Here is an 18380-nt window from a genome sequence, read left to right as displayed (position 1 = left end):
AGGCCCTACGTGCGATTCCTACCTTCACTTCATGCGAACCGGTTCGACAATGCGGAATTCGCCTCTTCACCGTTCCCACCCCAGGCGCCCGGCGCTATGTTCCTCCCGGAGCAGCGAACCGGTTCGAGCAAGGAGTTCCCGTGAACATCGGTGAGATCGCCAAGCGGGCCGGTGTCTCGCGGAGCACCGTGTCGTACGCGCTGAGCGGCAAGCGCCCGGTGTCGGAGGAGACCCGCCGGAAGATCCAGCAGGTCGTCGACGAGCTGGGCTACCGGCCCAGCGCCAGCGCCCGCGCGCTGGCCAACGGCCGGACCAGCACGATCGGTCTGGTCTTCCCGCCGGCCGGGAACCACTACACGGGGATGCAGCTGGATTTCATCGGCAGTGTGGTGGAGGCCGCCGCGGCCTACGACTACGACGTGCTTCTGTCCCCGAGCGGTGTGGACAGCGACCGCTCCTTCCAGCGGCTGCTGGGCGAGCGGCGGGTCGACGGCGCGATCCTGATGGAGATCAGGCTGGAGGACGACCGGGTCGATCACCTGGCCGCGCTGGACTTCCCCTCCGTCGCCATCGGCCGCACCGCCCACCCGGAGGACGGCTGGTGGGTGGGCCTGGACCACACCGCGCTGGCGGCGGCGTGCGTGCACCACCTGGCGGATCTCGGCCATCGCCGGGTCGCCTTCGTCAACCGTCCCGAGCAGCTGCTCCGGGCCGGGTACGAGTCCGCGCACCGCGGCCTGGACGGCTTCACCAAGGCCGCGGCCGAGCGCGGGCTGACGGTGCGGACGTACTGCTGTGGGGACGACGCCGCGTCGGGCCAGGCATGCGTGGAGCAGATCCTGCGCGACGACCCGGCCACCACAGCCCTGGTCACGCTGAACGAGGCCGCTCTGGGCGGCCTCTACCGGGGGCTCGCCCAGGCCGGCCGCCATGTGCCGCGCGACTTCTCCGTCACCGGGGTGGTGGCCGGCCGGTGGGCGGAGACGGTGACCCCGCAGCTCACGGCGGCGGACGTACCGGCGGCGGAGATGGGCCGGCACGCCGTCGACCTGCTGGTGGAGCGGCTCGACCGTCCCGGCGCACCGCCCCGGCACCATCTCCTCACGCCGCCGATCTCTCTGCGAGCCAGCACCGGGCCCGCGGGAGTCACGCCCGCCGCGGACGCGGTGTCCGGCACGACGCCCTGACCGCACCCCCACGTAATCCCCTTTCAACCCTCGTCACACCATCGGGCGCTCGAACCGCTCAACGGTGCCGTTCGCCGTGCCCGTCTCTCCTCGTCACCCCGTGGCCCTGTTTCTGTCATGCCCAGAACAAAGGACTCGTAATGAACCACTCCTCCAGACAGCGTCGTCTGACCGCCGCAGCCCTGACCGCCCTGGCCGTGGCCGTCAGCGCCACCGCCTGTTCCTCCGGTTCGGGCAGCACGGACGCCAAGGGTGCCGGCAGCGGCACGTACACCGTCTGGGACCCGTACCCCCAGTTCGACAAGGGCTCGGCCTGGGCGAAGCTGCTGGACCGGTGCGGCACCGAGGCCGGGGTGAAGATCAAGCGGACCGCCTTCGACACCAGCGACCTGGGCAACAAGACGCTGCTGGCGGCGCAGCAGGGCAACTCGCCGGACGTCCTCATCGTGGACAACCCGGTGGTGTCGACCCTGGCCGAGGCGGGCGTGCTCACCACGACCGAGGACACCAGGCTGGACACCTCGAAGGTGGACCCCAACCTGCTCGCGGCCGGCCAGTCGGGCGGCAAGACGTACGGCACGCCGATCGGCGCCAACACCCTGGCCCTCTACTACAACAAGAAGGTGCTGAAGGAGACCGGGGTGGACATCGCCTCGGTCAAGGACTGGACGTCGCTGACGGCGGCGCTGGCGAAGGTCAAGAAGGCGGGCAAGAAGGGCGTCACGTTCTCGGCGATCGGCACGGAGGAGGGCAGTTTCCAGTTCCTGCCGTGGTTCTGGGGCGCGGGCGCAAAGCTGACCGGGCTCGACTCCGCGCAAGCCGTGTCCGCCCTGTCGCTGTGGACGGACTGGCTGAAGCAGGGCTACGCCCCCAACTCGGTGCTCAACAACACCCAGACCACCAGCTGGCAGGAGTTCGCCGGCGGCGACTACGCCTTCGCGGAGAACGGCACCTGGCAGCTCGCCAATGCGGGGAAGGCCGGGCTCGATTACGGGGTGCTGCCCATCCCCGCCGCCGCGGGGGGCAACGCGGCGGCCCCGACCGGCGGCGAGTTCGTCACCATCCCGGTCCAGGACGACACCGCCCGCTACACCACCTCCCGGAAGCTCACCACCTGCCTGACCAGCAACGGCAATGTCTACGACACCGACACCGCCCTGTCCTACGTGGCCCCCACCAGCGAGGTCCAGAACAAGCAGGTGGCGGCCAACGCCGCGCTGAAGCCATGGGTCGACGCGGTCAAGTCGGCCAAGGGGCGCACGAGTGACGGCCTGGGCACCAAGTACCCCAAGATCTCCGAGCAGATGTGGAAGGCCGTCCAGTCCGCCCTCAGCGGCTCCAAGTCGCCCAAGGACGCGCTCACTTCGGCGCAGGGCGCGGCCAAGTGAGGTGGGACCGATGAAACAGACCACCCATCCGCCGGACCACCGGGCCACGCGCGTCCGGGGCGGGGCGGCCACCGCCGCCCCGCCCCCGGCCCGCACCAGGACACGCCGCCGTCCGACCTCCCAGCAGTGGGCCGCCTGGGGATTCCTCGCCCCGGTGACCGTCTACCTCGCCCTCTTCTACGCCTATCCGCTCTACCGCAACCTCGACCTCAGTCTGCGCCACTACACCGTCCGCTCCTTCGTACAGGGCAACGCGCCCTTCACGGGCCTGAGGAACTACCAAACCGTCTTCGACGACCCGACCTTCGCCCCGGCCCTGGTCCACACGGCCGTCTTCACCGCCGTGTGCCTGGTCTTCCAGTACGCCATCGGCCTGGCCCTCGCGGTCTTCTTCAACCAGCACTTCCGGCTGTCGGCCACCCTGCGCGCCCTGTTCCTGGTGCCCTGGCTGCTGCCGCTCATCGTGTCGGCCTCCACCTGGTCGTGGATGCTCAACAGCGACTCCGGCGTCGTCAACGCCCTGGCGAGCGCCGTCGGCATCGCGCCGGTGAACTGGCTGACCTCACCGTCCTGGTCGCTGACCTCGGTGATCATCGCGAACATCTGGATCGGCGTCCCGTTCAACCTGGTCGTGCTCTACAGCGGCCTGCAGTCCATCCCCGCGAACCTGTACGAGGCCGCCGCCCTCGACGGGGCGAACGTCTGGCAGCGTTTCTGGCGCGTCACCTTCCCGCTGCTGCGCCCGGTGTCCGCGATCACCCTGCTGCTCGGGCTGGTCTACACGCTCAAGGTCTTCGACATCATCTGGATCATGACCAAGGGCGGCCCCGCGGACTCGTCCACCACCTTCGCCACCTGGTCCTACCAGCTCGGTTTCGGCAACCTCCTGCCCGCCTTCGGCCCGGGAGCGGCCGTCGGCAACCTGCTCGTGGTCGCCGCCCTCGTCTTCGGCCTGGTCTACGTCCGGGTCCAGCGGAAGCAGGCGCTGTCATGAACCGGAGCACCAGGCGAACGTGGTGGAAGACGACCGTCGGCGTTCTGCTGACCGCGATCATGCTCTTCCCGGTGTACTGGATGCTGAACGTGTCCTTGACCCGCGACCAGGACATGCGCAAGAGCCCACCCGATCTGCTCCCCGTGCACGCCACCCTGTCCGGCTACCGCACCGTCCTCGACGAGCAGTTGCCCTACCTCGGCACCAGCCTCGTCATCGGCCTGGGCACCGTCGTCCTGACCGTCGCCCTGTCCGCGCCCGCCGGCTACGCCCTGGCCAAGCTGCGCCCGCGCGGCGGCGGCATCCTGAGCTTCGTGCTGCTGGCCGCCCAGATGATCCCCGGCATCATCATGTCGATGGGCTTCTACGCCATCTACCTCCAGCTCGGCCTGCTCCAGTCCGTCCCCGGCCTCATCGTCGCCGACTCCACCCTGGCCGTCCCCTTCGGCGTCCTGATCTTCACGGCGTTCATGTCCGGTATCCCCGGCGAGCTGATCCAGGCCGCGCAGATGGACGGCGCAAGGGCCCTGCGGACCTTCTGGGCCGTGGTGCTGCCGATGAGCCGCAACGCCGTCGTCACGGTCTCCTTGTTCGCCTTCCTGTGGTCCTGGTCCGACTTCGTCTTCGCCAGCACCCTCGCGGGCGGCGGCGCCCACGAGCCGATCACGCTCGGCATCTACCACTACATCGGCAACAACAACCAGCAGTGGAACGCCATCATGGCGACCGCCGTCGTGGCCTCGCTGCCGACCGCCGTGATCCTCGTCCTCGCCCAGCGCTACGTCGCCGCCGGCGTGACCGCCGGCGCCGTCAAGGACTGAGCCCCTCCCTCCCGTCACGACCGCTCCGGCTGCACGCCAGTCGGCCGGTTCCCCCTGCCCGAGAAACGAGTCACACCACATGACCGCCGCCCCGACCGGCCCGGCCTTCTCCGTCCACGACATACCGTTCAGCACGTACGGCTCCTGGTTCGACATCTCGCCCGTGGTGGCGGAGAAGACGTACGCCGAGGACCTCCACCTCGTCTCGCACCAGAACGGCATGCACGGCGTCCTGCGCCTGGTCCCGCTGGACCCGGCGACGGGTGAGCGGGCCGAGGCCCGCGTCGAGGCGACACCGGGCCTGCTCAGCTGGACCGGCGAGGGCGGGCACGTCGACCTCGCCTACGAGTCGCCGGACACCGTGCGGCTGCGGGGGAGCGGCCTGGGCATCGGCGTCTTCGCCGCCACGCAGACCCTGACCCCGTTCAGCGGAACGTACTTCTTCCACGACCCGGCAGCGAACGGGCACGTGTTCACCTCGTACGAGACCGGACGCCGGTACCGCGTCACCGTGCTGTCCGGCGCCCTCGCCGACCCCACCGGAACCCAGGCCCTGGGCAGCGGCGACCGCGGACTCGCCGTCACCGCCGCGGCGGACGGGACCTGGGAGTTGGCGATCGAGGAACTCGGCACCTCTCGTCCGCCCTACGCGTCCTCGGCGCCCTTCGGCGAGATCGTGGAGGCCGCGAAGAGAGGGTTCAGGGACTTCGTCGAGGCCGTGGCCCCCTGGCGCTCGTCCGCCACCCCGGCCGCCGAGCTGGCCGCCTACGTCGTCTGGTCGGCGACCGTACGACCGACCGGTCTGGTCACCCGACCCGCCGTGCTGATGTCCAAGCACTGGATGGACAAGGTCTGGAGCTGGGACCACTGCTTCAACGCCCTTGCCTTGGCGCCCGGTTGTCCCGAACTGGCCCTGGACCAGTTCGCCCTGCCCTTCGACCACCAGGACGACAGCGGCGCCCTGCCCGACTCGGTCACCCACTCCGAGGTGCTCTACAACTTCGTCAAGCCACCCATCCATGGCTGGGCCTTCGGCCACCTGCGCCGCCGTCTGCCGACACCTCCCGGCGAGACCGAGCTGGCAGAGGTGTACGGCCGGTTGGAGCGCTGGACCGACTTCTGGCTCACCGCACGACGGGCCCCCGGCGCCGAACTGGCCCACTACCAGCACGGCAACGACAGCGGCTGGGACAACGCCACGACCTTCGACCCCGAGCGGGTGGTCGTCACCGCGGACCTGGCTGCCTTCCTCGTCCTCCAGCTACACGAACTCGCACAGTTGGCAGTGGAGTTGGGCAGGAACGACGAGGCTCGCCGGTGGACGCGGGCGGCCGAGGAGACCCAGACGGCACTGCTGGAGCAGCTCTGGAGCGGGGACAGATTCGTCGCCCAAGGCGTCGCCGGCGGGGACACCTGGAGCAGTTCAAGCCTCCTCGACCTGATGCCCATCGTGCTGGGCGAGCACCTGCCCGGCGAGGTCGCCGGCACGCTCGCCGACCACATCAAGGCCCATCTGACCCCGTACGGCCTCGCCACCGAACTGACCACCTCACCGCACTACCTCGCCGACGGCTACTGGCGCGGCCCGATCTGGGCCCCCGCCACCGTCCTCGTCGAGGACGGTCTGCGCCGCGCGGGCCACCACCGGCTGGCGGACGACATCAGCACACGCTTCCGTGCCCTGTGCGAGATCCACGGCTTCGCCGAGAACTTCGACGCCCTCACCGGCACGGGCCTGCGCGACCGCGCCTACACCTGGACCGCCAGCAGCTATCTCCTGCTGGCCGAAGCACACGCACACCGAGACAGCCACTGACCGGCTGCCTCCCCCAAGGCCCCCGGACCGTCCGGGGGTCGCCACACTCATGCAGGAGCCGCATCATGAAATCGCTCCGGATACACCCCAGCCCCACCACCCGCACCGGACGCCGAACGGTCCCCTCCGTCGCCGTCCTGCTGACCGCCCTGGCCGCGACGCTGGTGCCCGCAGCCCCGTCACAGGCCGCCGACACCGGCGTCACGGTGGACTTCGCGACAGCCGGAGGCGCGCCCACCTACCGCGCCTCCGGCATGATCTACGGGATGACCCCGGACGGGTCACTGCCGCAGGACCACTTCTTCAAGGACATCAAGTGGCACTTCATGCGGGCCGGCGGCGCCCAGCTCAACAGGGGAGGCTACGGCACGAGCCTCGCGGACTACCAGACCCGCTGGAACGCCACGCTCGCCCAGTACAAGCGCACCGCGGCCCTCGGCGGCACCTTCGTGCTGCTGCCGCACGACCTGTGGGGCGCGGACGGCACCACCAGCCAGGACTGGCCCGGCGACAACGGTGACTGGACGAAGTTCGACAACTTCGTCACGCAGCTCATCAACGACGTCAAGGCCAACCACATGACCGTCGAGTGGGACCTGTGGAACGAGCCCGACGGCAGGGGCTTCTGGGCCCCCTCGCAGAGCCAGTACCTGCAGATGTGGTCGCGCTTCTACGCCCGGGTGCGGGCGGCCTTCCCGGGCCAGCTCATCGTCGGCCCCAGCATGGCGGGCCAGCCGACCTCCTCCAACACCTGGTGGACCACCTACCTCAACTACGTCAAGGCCCACAACGTCGCCCCCGACATCTACAGCTGGCACGACGAACCCGCGGACCCCGTCCCGGGCGTCGCCGGCGCCAACTCCACCCTCGCCGCGGCAGGCCTGACCAACACCCGCCCGTACCAGATCAACGAGTACGCGGCGCTCTCCCAGCAGAACCCCGGCGGTGGCGCCTGGTTCATCGGCCGTCTGGAGCGGGCCGGCGCCGACGGCCTGCGCGGCAACTGGGCCTCCGGTACGAACCTGCACGACGACGAGGCCAACCTGCTCACCAAGAACAGCTCCGGCCAGTACCTGCCGCTGGGCGAGTGGTTCATGTACCGCTACTACGGCTCGCAGACCGGCAACATCGTCAACCTCGCTCCGGGCACCAACACCGACGGCCTCGCCACCAAGGACAACACCGCCAAGAACGCCAAGATCCTGCTCGGCAGCAACGGCAACACCGGCAATCTCACCGTCAACCTCACCGGTCTCAACACGACTTCGGTGGTAGAGAGCGGCAAGGTCCGTGCGGTCGTCCAGCGCGTCCCCTACAACGGCGGCGCCGCGGTGACCGGGCCCGAGACGATCTCCGACACCACCCTGAGCGTCAGCGACAACGCGGCCTCGGTGAGCATCCCCTGGAGCAACGCCAAGGACGGCTACACCGTCACCCTGCTCCCGCCGTCCAACACCACCGTCTCGACCGTCGCCGTCAGCGAGAACAGCGGCCAGTGCCTGGACGACACCAACCTGAGCGCCGCCAACGGCACCCAGTACCAGCAGTACCACTGCGAGGGCGGCTACCAGCAGATGCTCGACCTCAAGCCGGTGAGCGGCAAGACCAACACCTACACCGTGTTCAACGAGCTGAGCGGCAAGTGCCTCGACGTCTCAGGGGCGTCCAGCGCCGACGGCGCCGCCGTCATCCAGTACACCTGCAGCGGCGCGGCCAACCAGCAGTTCACCCTCAACCCCGTCACCGCACTCGGTAACAACAAGGACTACCAACTCGTCGCGGTCCACAGCGGCAAGTGCGTCGACGTCAGCGACGTCTCCACCGCTCCGGGGGCCCTCATCCACCAGTGGACGTGTGACCCGGCCGGCGCCCTCAGCACCAAGAAGAACCAGATCTGGCGACTCTCCGGCAAGTTCTGACGGCTGGAACGAGTCCGCTGCCGGAGTCGGTTCACGGCCGCGAACCGGTCGAGGGCCTGGAGCACATGGTCGCGTGTCGTCGCGCTGCCCAGATGCCCCGCGCCCTCGACGACGACCGACTCGGGGCCGGGCCAGGCACGATGGAGCCGCCACGCGGTGTCGAGGGAGTTGCCCATGTCCTGACGGCCGTGGACCAGGACTCCCGGGATACCGGCCAACCGGCCGGCCTTGCGCAGCAGCACGCCTTCTTCCGGACGGCCGCCGTAGGGGCTGAAGGCGCCGCCCGTCTCACCAGACAGGACCGCGTCCTCCCAGGCACACCAGTCGGTCGTGGTCTTCTCCCGCACGGCATCGTCGGGGTGCTCCATCAGACGGGCGTAGGCCGCGACGACGTCCTCGTCTCGTGACACGCCGTCAGCCTGCTGCCTGAGCCGCTCCGTGTCAGCGATCGGCCGGTGGGTGGTGTTGTGCCGCACGTCGGTCGCCGGGTCGCTCGTGTGGGGAGTGCTGCGGGCGCAGCCGCGCTGGTCGAACCGCGACGTCGGCCGTGGCGGCGGGCCGACCTGGCCAAGGTCTTCAAGCGGGTGCAGGACACCTTCCTGGCCCGGGGCACCCCCACGGTGTTCGGCGAGTACGGCGTGCTCGGCTACGACTTCGGCCCGTCCGGCGTCCCGCCCGCCCGTGCTGTCGGCCACCACGGGGACGAGCGGCTCCTTCTGGATCCCGACCCGGTTCAGCGGCGATGTGCTGGCCACGGTGCAGGCCACGTACCCCGACGGCACCCCCGCCGGCCCCACCACATGGAGCCCCTACCAGCAGTTCAACACGGACTTCCGGCCCCCTTCCCCTACTGCTGCGGAGCCAGCCCGCGTTCGCGCAGCCACTTCAGCTGCTCCGCGGTGTTGAAGCCGAATCCGCCGCCGTGGTCGGCGAAGGGCCAGGCGGTCATGGTCCGGTCCGTCCCCGCGTAGTGGTTGAAGGCGGCGTAGACGGTGGGAGGCGGGCATGTCGGGTCCATGAGGCCGACGCTGAACAGCGCCGGGGCCGTCGCACGCAGGGCGAAGTGGACACCGTCGAAGTAGTCGAGCGTGGCGAAGGTCGCCTCGACGCGGTGCGGACTGTGCCAGCGCAGGTATTTGGCGAGTTCCAGGTACGGGCCGTCCCCGCTGGTCCGCGCCGCGTGGCGGAAGTGGCACAGGAACGGGACGTCGGCGAGCACCGCCGCCACCCGGTCCGGGACGAGTCCGCCGACCGCGAGGGCCAGGCCGCCGCCCTGGCTCCCGCCCGCGACGACGACCCGCCCGGCATCCAGCCCGGGCAGTTCGGCGATCGCGTCCACGGCGCGCACACAGTCCGTCATGAGGCGGCGGTAGTAGTGGTTGCCGGGTGAGTCGATGCCGCGGGTCATGAAGCCTTCGACCCACTGTGTGCCGTCGCCCTCGGTGCGGTCCGGGGTGTCGTGCCCCTGGCCACGGCTGTCGACGACGAGTTGGGCGTAACCGGCCGCGGACCACAGCAGGTGGTCGGTGGGCAGCCCCCGGCCGGCGCAGTAGCCCAGGAAGGTGACGACGACCGGCAGCGGCCCTTCCGCGCCGCGCGGGCGCAGCAGCCAGGCGGCCACCGGTTCGCCGTTCCAGCCGGGGAAGCGGACGTCGTCCACGTCGACGGTGCTCAGCAGATACCGCTCGGTGACCCGCTCGGCCTTCACCGCTCCGCCTCGGGCGCGTGCTTCGGCCAGGGTCTGTTGCCAGAAGGCGTCGAAGTCCTCCGGTACGGACACCTCCGGCCGGTAGGAGAGGAGTTCGTCCGAGCTTTGATCGGACAGAGACATGGTGGTCCTCCTGACGGGACGGTACCGGGCTGCGACGGGTTGGTGAAGCGCATCGACGCTGCCATGCACATAAGGACGTGTCAACTCTCCGAATCCCGGCGCCACTTCCTTCGGCAAGGCCTTGCAATACGGGAAAACCCGTCAATAGTGTCGACTCCACTCCCTGCGCTTTGCAGTCGAAGCGCTTCGATCAACGGAGGCTGTTCATGCCCGTCCTGCCCGCCCGCGTCCTGTTCGGCGCCGCCTACTACCACGAGTACCAGCCCCATGAGCGGCTCAGGGCCGACCTGGATCTGATGGCCGAGGCGAAGTTCACCGTCATCCGGGTCGGTGAGTCGGTCTGGTCGACCTGGGAGCCGGAGAACGGGACGTTCGCCCTCGACTGGCTGCGGCCGGTTCTCGACGGTGCCCACGAACGCGGAATCTCGGTCGTCCTCGGCACGCCGACCTACGCCGTGCCGCCGTGGTTGTCCCGGCAGTACCCGGAGATCGCCGCCGAGCGGGCCACCGGGCAGCGCATCGGCTGGGGCGCCCGCCAGGAGGTGGACTTCACCCACCCCGCCTTCCGGTTCCACGCGGAGCGCGTCACGCGCGAGATACTCACCCGGTACGCCGCCCACCCGGCGGTCATCGGCTTCCAGGTGGACAACGAGCCGGGCCTGCGGCTGCCGCACAACCACGGTGTCTTCCAGCGGTTCGTGGACCACCTGCGCGCCCGGTACGGGGACGTGGAGACCCTGAACCGCGAATGGGGGCTGGTCTACTGGTCGCACCGGCTCTCGACCTGGGCCGACCTGTGGACACCGGACGGCAACGCGCAGCCGCAGTACGACCTCGCCTGGCGGGCGTTCCAGGCGCGGCAGACGACCGAGTTCGTCGCCTGGCAGGCCGACATCGTGCGCGCCTACGCGCGCGACGACCAGTTCGTCACCACCTGTATCTCCTACGGCCACCCCGCCATGGAGGACGACGAGCTGACCGACAGCCTGGACGTCACGGCGGGCAACCCGTACTACGACATGCAGGACGGTCTCGCCCTGCCCGACCGGACACCCGACGACCACGAGCAGCAGTGGAAGACCAGAGGTGTCTGGGCGCTGTTCCAGAGCGGAGACCGGATGTTCTCCTCCCGCCAGGCCCCGTTCCTCGTCACCGAGACCAACGCCCAGGCCATCGGCGCCCCTTGGGACAACAAGCCCGCCTACGACGGCCAGTGGCGGCAGGCGGCCTGGGCGCTGGTCGCACGCGGGGCGCGGATGGTCGAGTACTGGCACTGGCACACGCTGCACTTCGGCGCGGAGACCCACTGGGGCGGAATCCTGCCGCACAGCGGCCGTCCGGGGCGTGTGTACGGCGAACTCGCCCGGCTCGGCGCGGAGTTCGACGCCGCCGGGGCGCTGGTCGCCGGCATCGAGCCGGATGCCGACATCGCCATGGTCTACTCGATGCCGACCAAATGGCTGATGCAGAAGTACCCGCCGCTCGCGACTGCCGACGGCGGCCCGGACCCCGCCGCGTACCAGCGCATCTTCGACCCCTTCTACCGGGGTGCGTTCGACGCCGGCCGCCAGGTGCGCATCTTCCACGCCCGCCAGTTGCACGGCTCCCGTGGCGTGAGGGTACCCCCGGCCGAAGGCCGGGGGAGTGGCGGCATGGCACCCGACCAGGCCGCACACGCTCACCCCGTGCTGGTCGTCCCCGGGCTGTACATCGCCGACGACGCGACCCTGGACTGGCTCGCGCAGTACGCGCACGCCGGTGGCCACCTGGTCCTCGGCCCCCGTACCGGCTACGCCGACCACGAGGCCCGGGCGCGGCACGAGCAGGCCCCCGCACGCCTCGTGGCGGCGGCCGGAGTCTGGTACGACGAGGTCGGCAACCTGCCCGCCGAGCTGCCGCTCCGCGCCGTGCCCGGAAGCCCGCTCGCACTGCCCGAGGGCGGGACCGCGAGGCACTGGGTGGACGGACTGACGGTGGTCGACGCCGAGGTGCTCGCCGAGTACGAGCACCCGCACTTCGGCCGCTGGCCCGCGATCACCACCCGCCGCCACGGCGCGGGCCGTGTCACCTGCGTCGGTACCGTGCCCGGACGCGGCACGGCCCGGGCACTGGCCGAGTGGCTGGTGCCCACGCCCAGCAGCGGATGGGGCACCCTGCCCGCGTCCGTGACCGTGACGACCGGCACCTGCCCCGACGGGCGACGCGCACACGTGGTGCACAACTGGAGCTGGCAGGAAGCCGCCGTCCGTGCACCCGGTGAGCTGACCGACGTCCTCGACGGAAGTGTGATCGCCGTCGGCACGCCGGTGAGCCTAGGCGCCTGGGACGTCCGGGTCTTCGTCATCTCCTGATGGTGTTCCCGGGAATCGGGGCTCCGGCTGTCGCGGCCGAAGCCCCCTGGGCCGGCTCGCCGGTGCTTACGATCCCAGCTCGGCGGAGAAGGGCCGCTCGTAGACCTCGAAGTTGCGGATGGAGGCCCATGCCCCGGAAGGCAACCCGGTGACCGTGACCCGCACATACCGTGCCCGGGTCCGGAACAGGGCCACCTGGACCTGACTGGTGCTTGTGGTGGCCGTGTTGTCGGCCAGCGTGCTCCACCTGCGGTTGTCGACGGAACCCTCGATCGTGTAGCGGTAGTTGGTCCCGTCCAGTTCCCAGGCGATGCGGGTGCCGGTCAGCGACCGGGGCGAGCCGAGGTCGACCTTGAGCCAGTGGCCGGTGCCGCTGTCGGCCGCGCACCACCGGGTCGAGGTGGAACCGTCCACCGCCCTCGCGGCGGTGTTGCCCTTCGAGGACTCCTCACTGTCGGCCGTCGCCGTCCGGCCGACGGCGATGTCGGCCGGCTGCACGGACCGGTCCAGCGTGACGCCGACGACGCTGTCCTCGGGATGGGCGGTGCGGTCGATGCCGGTGATCGTCACCTGGCCGTCGCCGTCGGCCGAGTACGCCAGGCCGGCACCGGTGCGCACATCGAAGGCCCGCACGATCCTTGCGTCGCCGAGCGACGGGGTGGTGAACGAGGTTCCGCTGTATCCGGGCAGCAGGTGCACGTAGAACGTGTCGTCCTTGCAGGTGAAGCCGTACTGGCCGTCGACCGGGTGCCACGGGCCGCCACGGGTCCCGTAGACCGACCGGCCGCAGGACGCCATGAAGGTGCCGATCCGCCGCAGCAGGCCGGCCTGGGCGTCGGACACCGTGCCGTGCCGGTCCGGGCCGACGTTGACCATCGCGGTCATGTTCCGCACCCAGCAGTTGACCAGGATGTCCATGGCGGTGCCGTAACTCATCACAGTGGCACCGGAGTTGTAGCCCCAGGTGCCGTCGACGGTGAACACCTTCTCGACGAGGCCGGTGCGGATCGCCCCGCTCGGGACGGAAGGGCCCTCGTCGCTGGCGTAGTCGCCCGTCCAGCCCGAGCGTGAGGTGGCGACGATGCCGGGCTGGTGTTTGCGCACGATGCCCATCAGGCCGAGGGGCCTGCCGTCGGCGTCCGTCTCGCCGTAGACGGTGTCCACCGGCCACTCGTTGGCGGGGTCGCGGTACCGGCCGGGCTCCCAGAAGAACGCGCCGTCCGCGTCGCTGCCCTGCTCCGCCACCCAGCCGCCGTCCCACCACAGGTCGTCGATCGGGCCGTACCGGGTGACGAGTTCCTTGACCGACTGGTACACCTCGGTCTTCATGACCCGCGCGTTCTCCTTGTGCGCGGGATCGGTCGTGTACTTCCAGGGGTTGGGCGCGCAGTGGGTGCCGCGGACGTCGTAGTAGCCGGGATAGCGCCAGTCGATCGGCGAGTAGTACAGGCCCACTTTCAGGCCCGCCGCCCGTACCGCCGCGACGTAGTCCTTGACGAAGTCACGGCCCAGCGGTGCCTGCCCTGAGTTCCAGCTGTTGGGATGGTTCAGCGGCCACAGCGCGAAACCGTCGTGGTGGCGCGTGGTCAGCGTCACGTACCTCGCTCCGAAGTCCTTGGCCAGCCGCGCCCAGGCCGCTGGGTCGTAGGCGTCCGCGGTGAACTGCTCGTCGGTGGCGTCGGTGACGTACTTCCGGTAGTCCGCCGGCGTGACCGGGGCGCTGTGCATCCACCACTCGCCCTTGGCCGGGCCCGAGTACACGCCCCAGTGGATGAACATGCCCAGCTTGGCGTCCTGGAGCCACTTGATCGTGGAATCGGGCTGCTGCTCGACCCCCATGTCGGTCCTCGGGATCCGCAGGGCAGGCAGCGGCAGAGGCGCGTCGGGCGCGTCGGGCGCGGCGTACGCGGGTGCCGCCACCGTGACGGAACCGACCGCGGTGGCCACCGTCATGGCCGCCATGGCGGCGAGTACCGCTCTGCGTGACGTGGATTCCGGCAACGTAGATCCTCCTGTTCGGTCGTCTGCCAAGACATTGGATGAATTAACGGACGTTGGTGTCGCTTCTGTCGAGTCCCGTGACGCATGTTGTTGAAAAACAGCGGTAGTTGACCGACAGGCCGCCCTCGTGATGGATAATGACATGGGATGTATGGACGGGGTCGGAGTGGAACTGCCCCCATCGAACGCGTACATCGCGGAGTCCGCGGGCGTCTCGGTCCCGATCGACGACACGGTCGGACGGCGGCCCCGGTGTGTGCTGTCGGTGGCGCAGCTCTCCGAGGCGGAGCGGGAGGAACTGGAGACCAGGGACGTTCCGTTCGTCGGTGCCACGAACTGGCGAGGCGGACAGGCCGCGACGCGGCACCTGCTCAACCTGGGACACTGGCGCATCGCCATGATCAGCGGGCTCCACCGCACCTTCTGCCGCGCCCGGCTGTCCGGTTACTTCTCCGCTCTGGCGGAGGCCGCCCTGCCGACGACGTCCGATCTGGTGGTGAAGACCCAGCTCACGCGCGAGCACGGGTACACCGCGGCCACTGGCCGAAATGGCCACAGCAGCCACCGAACTGGCCCTGGCGCTCGGCCGCGGTGAGGAAGTGCCGCCGGCGGGACTGGAGATCGCGACCACCCTGACCGTCCGGGAGAGCACGGCTCCGCCGAAGGAGGCGTGAGGTCGCGTCGGGACACGGGATGTGCCCTGGTCACCCGGCACGGGGCGGGCAACCAGGGCAGCGGGCCGGTCGGTCAGGACGCCGTGCCGGTCACCGAGCTTCCGGACTTCGTCACGTGGTACGTGACGATGGCGCCGCTCCAGAAGTGGAACTTCAGCGTCACCGGCGCGTTGTCGTGCACCGCCTTGAAGAAGTCGGAGGTCAGGGTGATCCTGCCGCCCGCGTAGTCGGGCGAGAAGGACTGGTTGAACTGCTGGTACGGGGTCCAGTCGGCCGGGCCGGCGTTGCTGCCGTCGGCGTACGCGGCCTCCATGGTCGCCAGCACGTCACCGCGGTACTGCGTGGGAAGGGCGAACGAGCCGCTCGTGCCCGTGGTGTTCGACAGCACCGGGGTGTCGTAGGTGATGACGTCGATGTTCCAGGGCAGCCCGCGGGAGAACCTGGCCTGGAGCGTCGCGTTCACCCCGTACGCGCGATTGCCGGTCAGCCGGTTCAGCGCGGTGGGCGTGAGGGTGAGCCGGTCGCCGGACACGGTGTAGTCCCGTCCCGCGACCAGCTTCCTGCTGCCCTGCCACAGGCCCCGGAAGGTGGTGCCGTTAGGGTTCAGGGTGAGGGACTGGGCCGTGATCGGGGCCGACTTCGCCACGAAGACCTTGTCGAGGGAGGCGGTACCCGAACGGGTGGTCCAGCTCGACTTGATCCAGGCGAACAGGGCGGGGTCACGCCACTTGAGGGTGGAGCGATTCAGGTAGGAGAAGGGGTCCCACAGGGCGGTGGTGACCCCGGCGACCCGCGCCTGGTGTCCGAGCTGCTCCAGGTACTTCAGTCCCTCACCCCGCTCGATGGGGTCGGGATGGTTGTAGTCGGGCCAGCTCAGTGTGCCGTACTCGCCGAGGTAGACGGGGATGCCCTTGGCGACGAACGTGTCGTGCATCCGGGCGAAGGCGTCGGTCAGGTCCTTCTGGGCGGAGGCGTCGTACCGGGTGCCGCCCGCGACGTTCACGCTGAACGGGTACCAGCTGTAGTAGTGCACGGTGGCGACCAGGTTGCGGTCGTGCAGCGCCCCGATCGTGGTGGACAGGTCGTCCATGAGGTCCTGCGCGGGCGTGCAGCCCTGCGTGGGCAGGGCGAGCAGGCGGTTGGTGTTCCCGCCGCCCGTGGCGCGGACGACCCTGTGGAAGGAGGTGTTCAGCTCGTTCAGGAACTGGGTCTTCTGCACGGGCGTGGCGTTGTTGAACTGCGGCTCGTTGACGCTCTCGAAGAGCAGGGTGCGCGGCTCGTCCCGGAACGTGGTGGCGATCTGCGACCAGGAGGCGTCGAAGCGGGCGAGCACCTTGTCGTGGTTGGTGGCCATGTCGGCGATCCACTGCCACGAGTCGTGGTGGACGTTGATCACGACGTAAAGGCCGTCGGCCAGCGCCCAGTCGACCACCTGCTTGACGCGCTTCATGTACGTGGCGTCGATGGTGTAGGGCGCGGTGGCTGACTGGTGGTCGGTCCAGGTGACCGGGATGCGGACGCTGTGGAAGCCCTGCGCGCGGATGGTGTCGAACAGGGGCTTGGTGACCGGGGGGTTGCCCCAGGACGTCTCGTCCGGGATGGCGTCCAGGGTGTTGCCCAGGTTCCAGCTGGGTTGCATGGCCGCCACGGCGTCCATGGCGGAGGCCGGAACCCTGACCTGGGTCCGCGCTGGGTGCGCCGGGCTGTCATCGGCCGCCGCCATCGTGGTGCCGCTGGTCAGGCCCACGATGGCGAGCAGCGTCAGCAGCAGGGCGGCCAGGCGCCCGGGGCCGCGGCTGTGGTGGCGTGCGGGGTGCCGTATGTCCTTCACCTGTCGTTCCTTTCGCTCGGTTGTCGGGTTGTCGGGTTGTCGGTGGTCGGTTCGGTGGTCAGGGTCTGAGGGGCTCGTAGTCGAACCAGTCGAAGTGGACGGTGCCGGCCGTGGCGTACATGCCGATGACGCGGCCCGTGAAGCCGCCGGCGACCTCGGTCGACAGGTAACGGCCGTCGAGGGTCGCGAGCACGGTGAAGGTGCCGTCGGGCTGCTCGACGCCGAGAGAGACGGCATCGGGGCCGGTACGGGCGTCGTGTGGCGGCGGGGGGTCGGTGATCGTGAGGCCGAGGACCACCGGCCCGTCGGGTACGGGCTGTGCCGCCACGACCGTGCGCAGGGAGCCGACCCGCGCGATCACCCGCACTTCGCTGCCGGACGCCTCGATGGCGTAGTGGTGCCGCTCGTCCAGCCGTACGGCCAGGCCGCCGGTACCCTCCGCGGGATCGACCAGGGTCCGGGCCCCGCACGACAGGTGCTGCTGGCGCCGGCCGACGAAGATGGCGTCGGGTTCGTCCAGGTCGACGCCCCGCGCGCGGAGCGTCAGCCATCCGGGGCGCTCCTTCGTGGTGCAGAGTTCGGCCGGGCGGTCCCGCACGGAGATCCACGAAGGCCGCAGTTCGCTCAGGTCGAAGTCGTCCCGTGGTTCCTCGACGGGGCCGGGGGCAAGGGGCCACGGAAGCTCCGGCAGGTCCAGGGCGACATCGCCGACGACCGGCCAGTCGTCCACCCAGGTCACCGGAGCCAGGAAGGTCTCCCGGCCGAGCACGTGCCAGCCGGGCGTGCCGCCGCCCGGCCGTACCCCGAGCAGCACCATCCACCACGAGCCGTCGGGTGCCTGGACCAGGTCGGCGTGCCCGGTGTTCTGCACGGGGTGGTCGGTGCTGCGGTGGGTGAGGATCGGGTTGGCCGGGCAGGGCTCGAACGGGCCGCTCGGCGTGAGACCGCGGGCGATCGCCACGCCGTGGCCGCGCTCGGTTCCCCCCACCGCGATGAGCAGGTACCAGTAGTCGCCTATCCGGTACAGGTGCGGCGCCTCCGGAGCCTTGTCGCCGGGCGCGCCGGACCACAACTTCCGCGGTGTCCCGTACGTTTCCCCGGTGTGCGGGTCGATGCGGACCTGTGACACCCCGGCGAAGGTGCACCAGCAGGTGCCGTCCTCGTCCCAGGCCAGGTCGGGATCGATGCCGGGCACGCCGGGAAGCCGGATGGGGTCCGACCACGGTCCGGCGGGGTCGGTGGCGGTGACGACCAGGTTTCCGCCGCCTGCGCTCACGTTGGTGACGATCAGCCAGAAGCGTCCGTCGTGGTGGCGCAGGGTGGGGGCGTAGATCCCGGCGGAGGACGGCACGTCGGCCGCCAGACGCAGCTGGCTCGGCCGGTCCAGGGCGTTGCCGATCTGCGTCCAGTGCACCAGGTCACGGCTGTGGAAGAGGGGTACGCCGGGGAAGTACTCGAAGCTGGAGCAGGCGAGGTAGTAGTCGTCGCCGACCCGGCAGATGCTGGGGTCGGGGTGGAAACCGGGGATCACGGGGTTGGCGGGGCCGGTGTCTGACAAGGCACCAGG

Annotated in this window: 13 protein-coding genes and 1 pseudogene; 9 read left to right on the top strand and 5 right to left on the bottom strand. The window is 70.0% G+C overall.

Translation table 11 applies throughout. The features are described from left to right. Positions 1–140: 140 nt before the first annotated feature. The 6 genes from ACFC8N_RS24250 to ACFC8N_RS24225 all read left to right on the top strand — a co-directional run bounded on the left by ACFC8N_RS24250 (position 141) and on the right by ACFC8N_RS24225 (position 8125). Positions 141–1187 carry a LacI family DNA-binding transcriptional regulator gene (locus ACFC8N_RS24250; RefSeq protein ID WP_356024928.1) on the top strand — a complete coding sequence of 349 codons (1047 nt, stop codon included), beginning with the start codon at positions 141–143 and terminating at the stop codon, positions 1185–1187. A 140-nt stretch (positions 1188–1327) separates the two neighbouring features. Further along, positions 1328–2575, top strand: a complete 1248-nt coding sequence (locus ACFC8N_RS24245; protein ID WP_376289668.1) for an extracellular solute-binding protein — start codon at positions 1328–1330, stop codon at positions 2573–2575. A 10-nt stretch (positions 2576–2585) separates the two neighbouring features. Then, the gene (locus ACFC8N_RS24240; protein WP_376289666.1) at positions 2586–3569 is read left to right on the top strand and encodes a carbohydrate ABC transporter permease; all 984 of its coding nucleotides are present in this window, start codon (positions 2586–2588) and stop codon (positions 3567–3569) included. Continuing rightward, entirely contained in the window at positions 3566–4390 is an 825-nt protein-coding gene (locus tag ACFC8N_RS24235) for a carbohydrate ABC transporter permease (protein WP_376289664.1), read from the top strand. Before ACFC8N_RS24240 ends, ACFC8N_RS24235 begins: the two co-directional genes overlap by 4 nt. 79 nt (positions 4391–4469) lie before the next feature. Next, the gene (locus ACFC8N_RS24230; RefSeq protein WP_376289662.1) at positions 4470–6206 is read left to right on the top strand and encodes an amylo-alpha-1,6-glucosidase; all 1737 of its coding nucleotides are present in this window, start codon (positions 4470–4472) and stop codon (positions 6204–6206) included. A 65-nt stretch (positions 6207–6271) separates the two neighbouring features. Then, complete coding sequence (locus tag ACFC8N_RS24225) at positions 6272–8125, top strand: RICIN domain-containing protein (protein ID WP_376289660.1); 1854 nt, start codon at positions 6272–6274, stop codon at positions 8123–8125. A gap of 38 nt (positions 8126–8163) precedes the next feature. Here the strand turns inward: ACFC8N_RS24225 and ACFC8N_RS24220 are convergent. Further along, a pseudogene (locus ACFC8N_RS24220) lies at positions 8164–8658 on the bottom strand (hypothetical protein); the annotation flags it as partial. On the opposite strand from ACFC8N_RS24220, the gene ACFC8N_RS24215 reads away from it, so the two are divergent. After that, positions 8564–9031, top strand: coding sequence for a hypothetical protein (locus ACFC8N_RS24215; RefSeq protein ID WP_376289836.1), 468 nt, complete (start codon positions 8564–8566; stop codon positions 9029–9031). The pseudogene ACFC8N_RS24220 and the gene ACFC8N_RS24215 sit on opposite strands and share 95 nt — an antisense overlap. Here the strand turns inward: ACFC8N_RS24215 and ACFC8N_RS24210 are convergent. Next, positions 8973–9956, bottom strand: a complete 984-nt coding sequence (locus ACFC8N_RS24210; protein WP_376289658.1) for an acetylxylan esterase — start codon at positions 9954–9956, stop codon at positions 8973–8975. The two genes, ACFC8N_RS24215 and ACFC8N_RS24210, sit on opposite strands and share 59 nt — an antisense overlap. Before the next feature lie 206 nt (positions 9957–10162). On the opposite strand from ACFC8N_RS24210, the gene ACFC8N_RS24205 reads away from it, so the two are divergent. Beyond that, on the top strand, positions 10163–12307 hold the full coding sequence (locus ACFC8N_RS24205; RefSeq protein WP_376289656.1) for a beta-galactosidase: 2145 nt from the start codon (positions 10163–10165) through the stop codon (positions 12305–12307). Positions 12308–12373: 66 nt separating this feature from the next. Here the strand turns inward: ACFC8N_RS24205 and ACFC8N_RS24200 are convergent, their stop codons facing one another. Then, complete coding sequence (locus ACFC8N_RS24200) at positions 12374–14308, bottom strand: alpha-L-fucosidase (RefSeq protein ID WP_376289654.1); 1935 nt, start codon at positions 14306–14308, stop codon at positions 12374–12376. A 151-nt stretch (positions 14309–14459) separates the two neighbouring features. Between ACFC8N_RS24200 and ACFC8N_RS24195 the strand changes: the two genes are divergently transcribed. After that, positions 14460–14903: a hypothetical protein gene (locus tag ACFC8N_RS24195; protein WP_376289652.1), complete on the top strand. Its 444-nt coding sequence runs from the start codon at positions 14460–14462 to the stop codon at positions 14901–14903. Between the two features lie 152 nt (positions 14904–15055). On the opposite strand, the gene ACFC8N_RS24190 is transcribed toward ACFC8N_RS24195, so the two are convergent. Both ACFC8N_RS24190 and ACFC8N_RS24185 read right to left on the bottom strand, forming a co-directional pair. Next, positions 15056–16813, bottom strand: a complete 1758-nt coding sequence (locus ACFC8N_RS24190; RefSeq protein WP_376289650.1) for a cellulase family glycosylhydrolase — start codon at positions 16811–16813, stop codon at positions 15056–15058. A 58-nt stretch (positions 16814–16871) separates the two neighbouring features. Beyond that, positions 16872–18371, bottom strand: a complete 1500-nt coding sequence (locus ACFC8N_RS24185; RefSeq protein WP_376289649.1) for a glycoside hydrolase family 43 protein — start codon at positions 18369–18371, stop codon at positions 16872–16874. Positions 18372–18380 lie beyond the last annotated feature (9 nt).

This window comes from Streptomyces sp. NPDC055966 (assembly GCF_042269865.1).
Lineage (GTDB): Bacteria > Actinomycetota > Actinomycetes > Streptomycetales > Streptomycetaceae > Streptomyces.
This window is presented reverse-complemented; position numbering and strand designations above follow the sequence as displayed.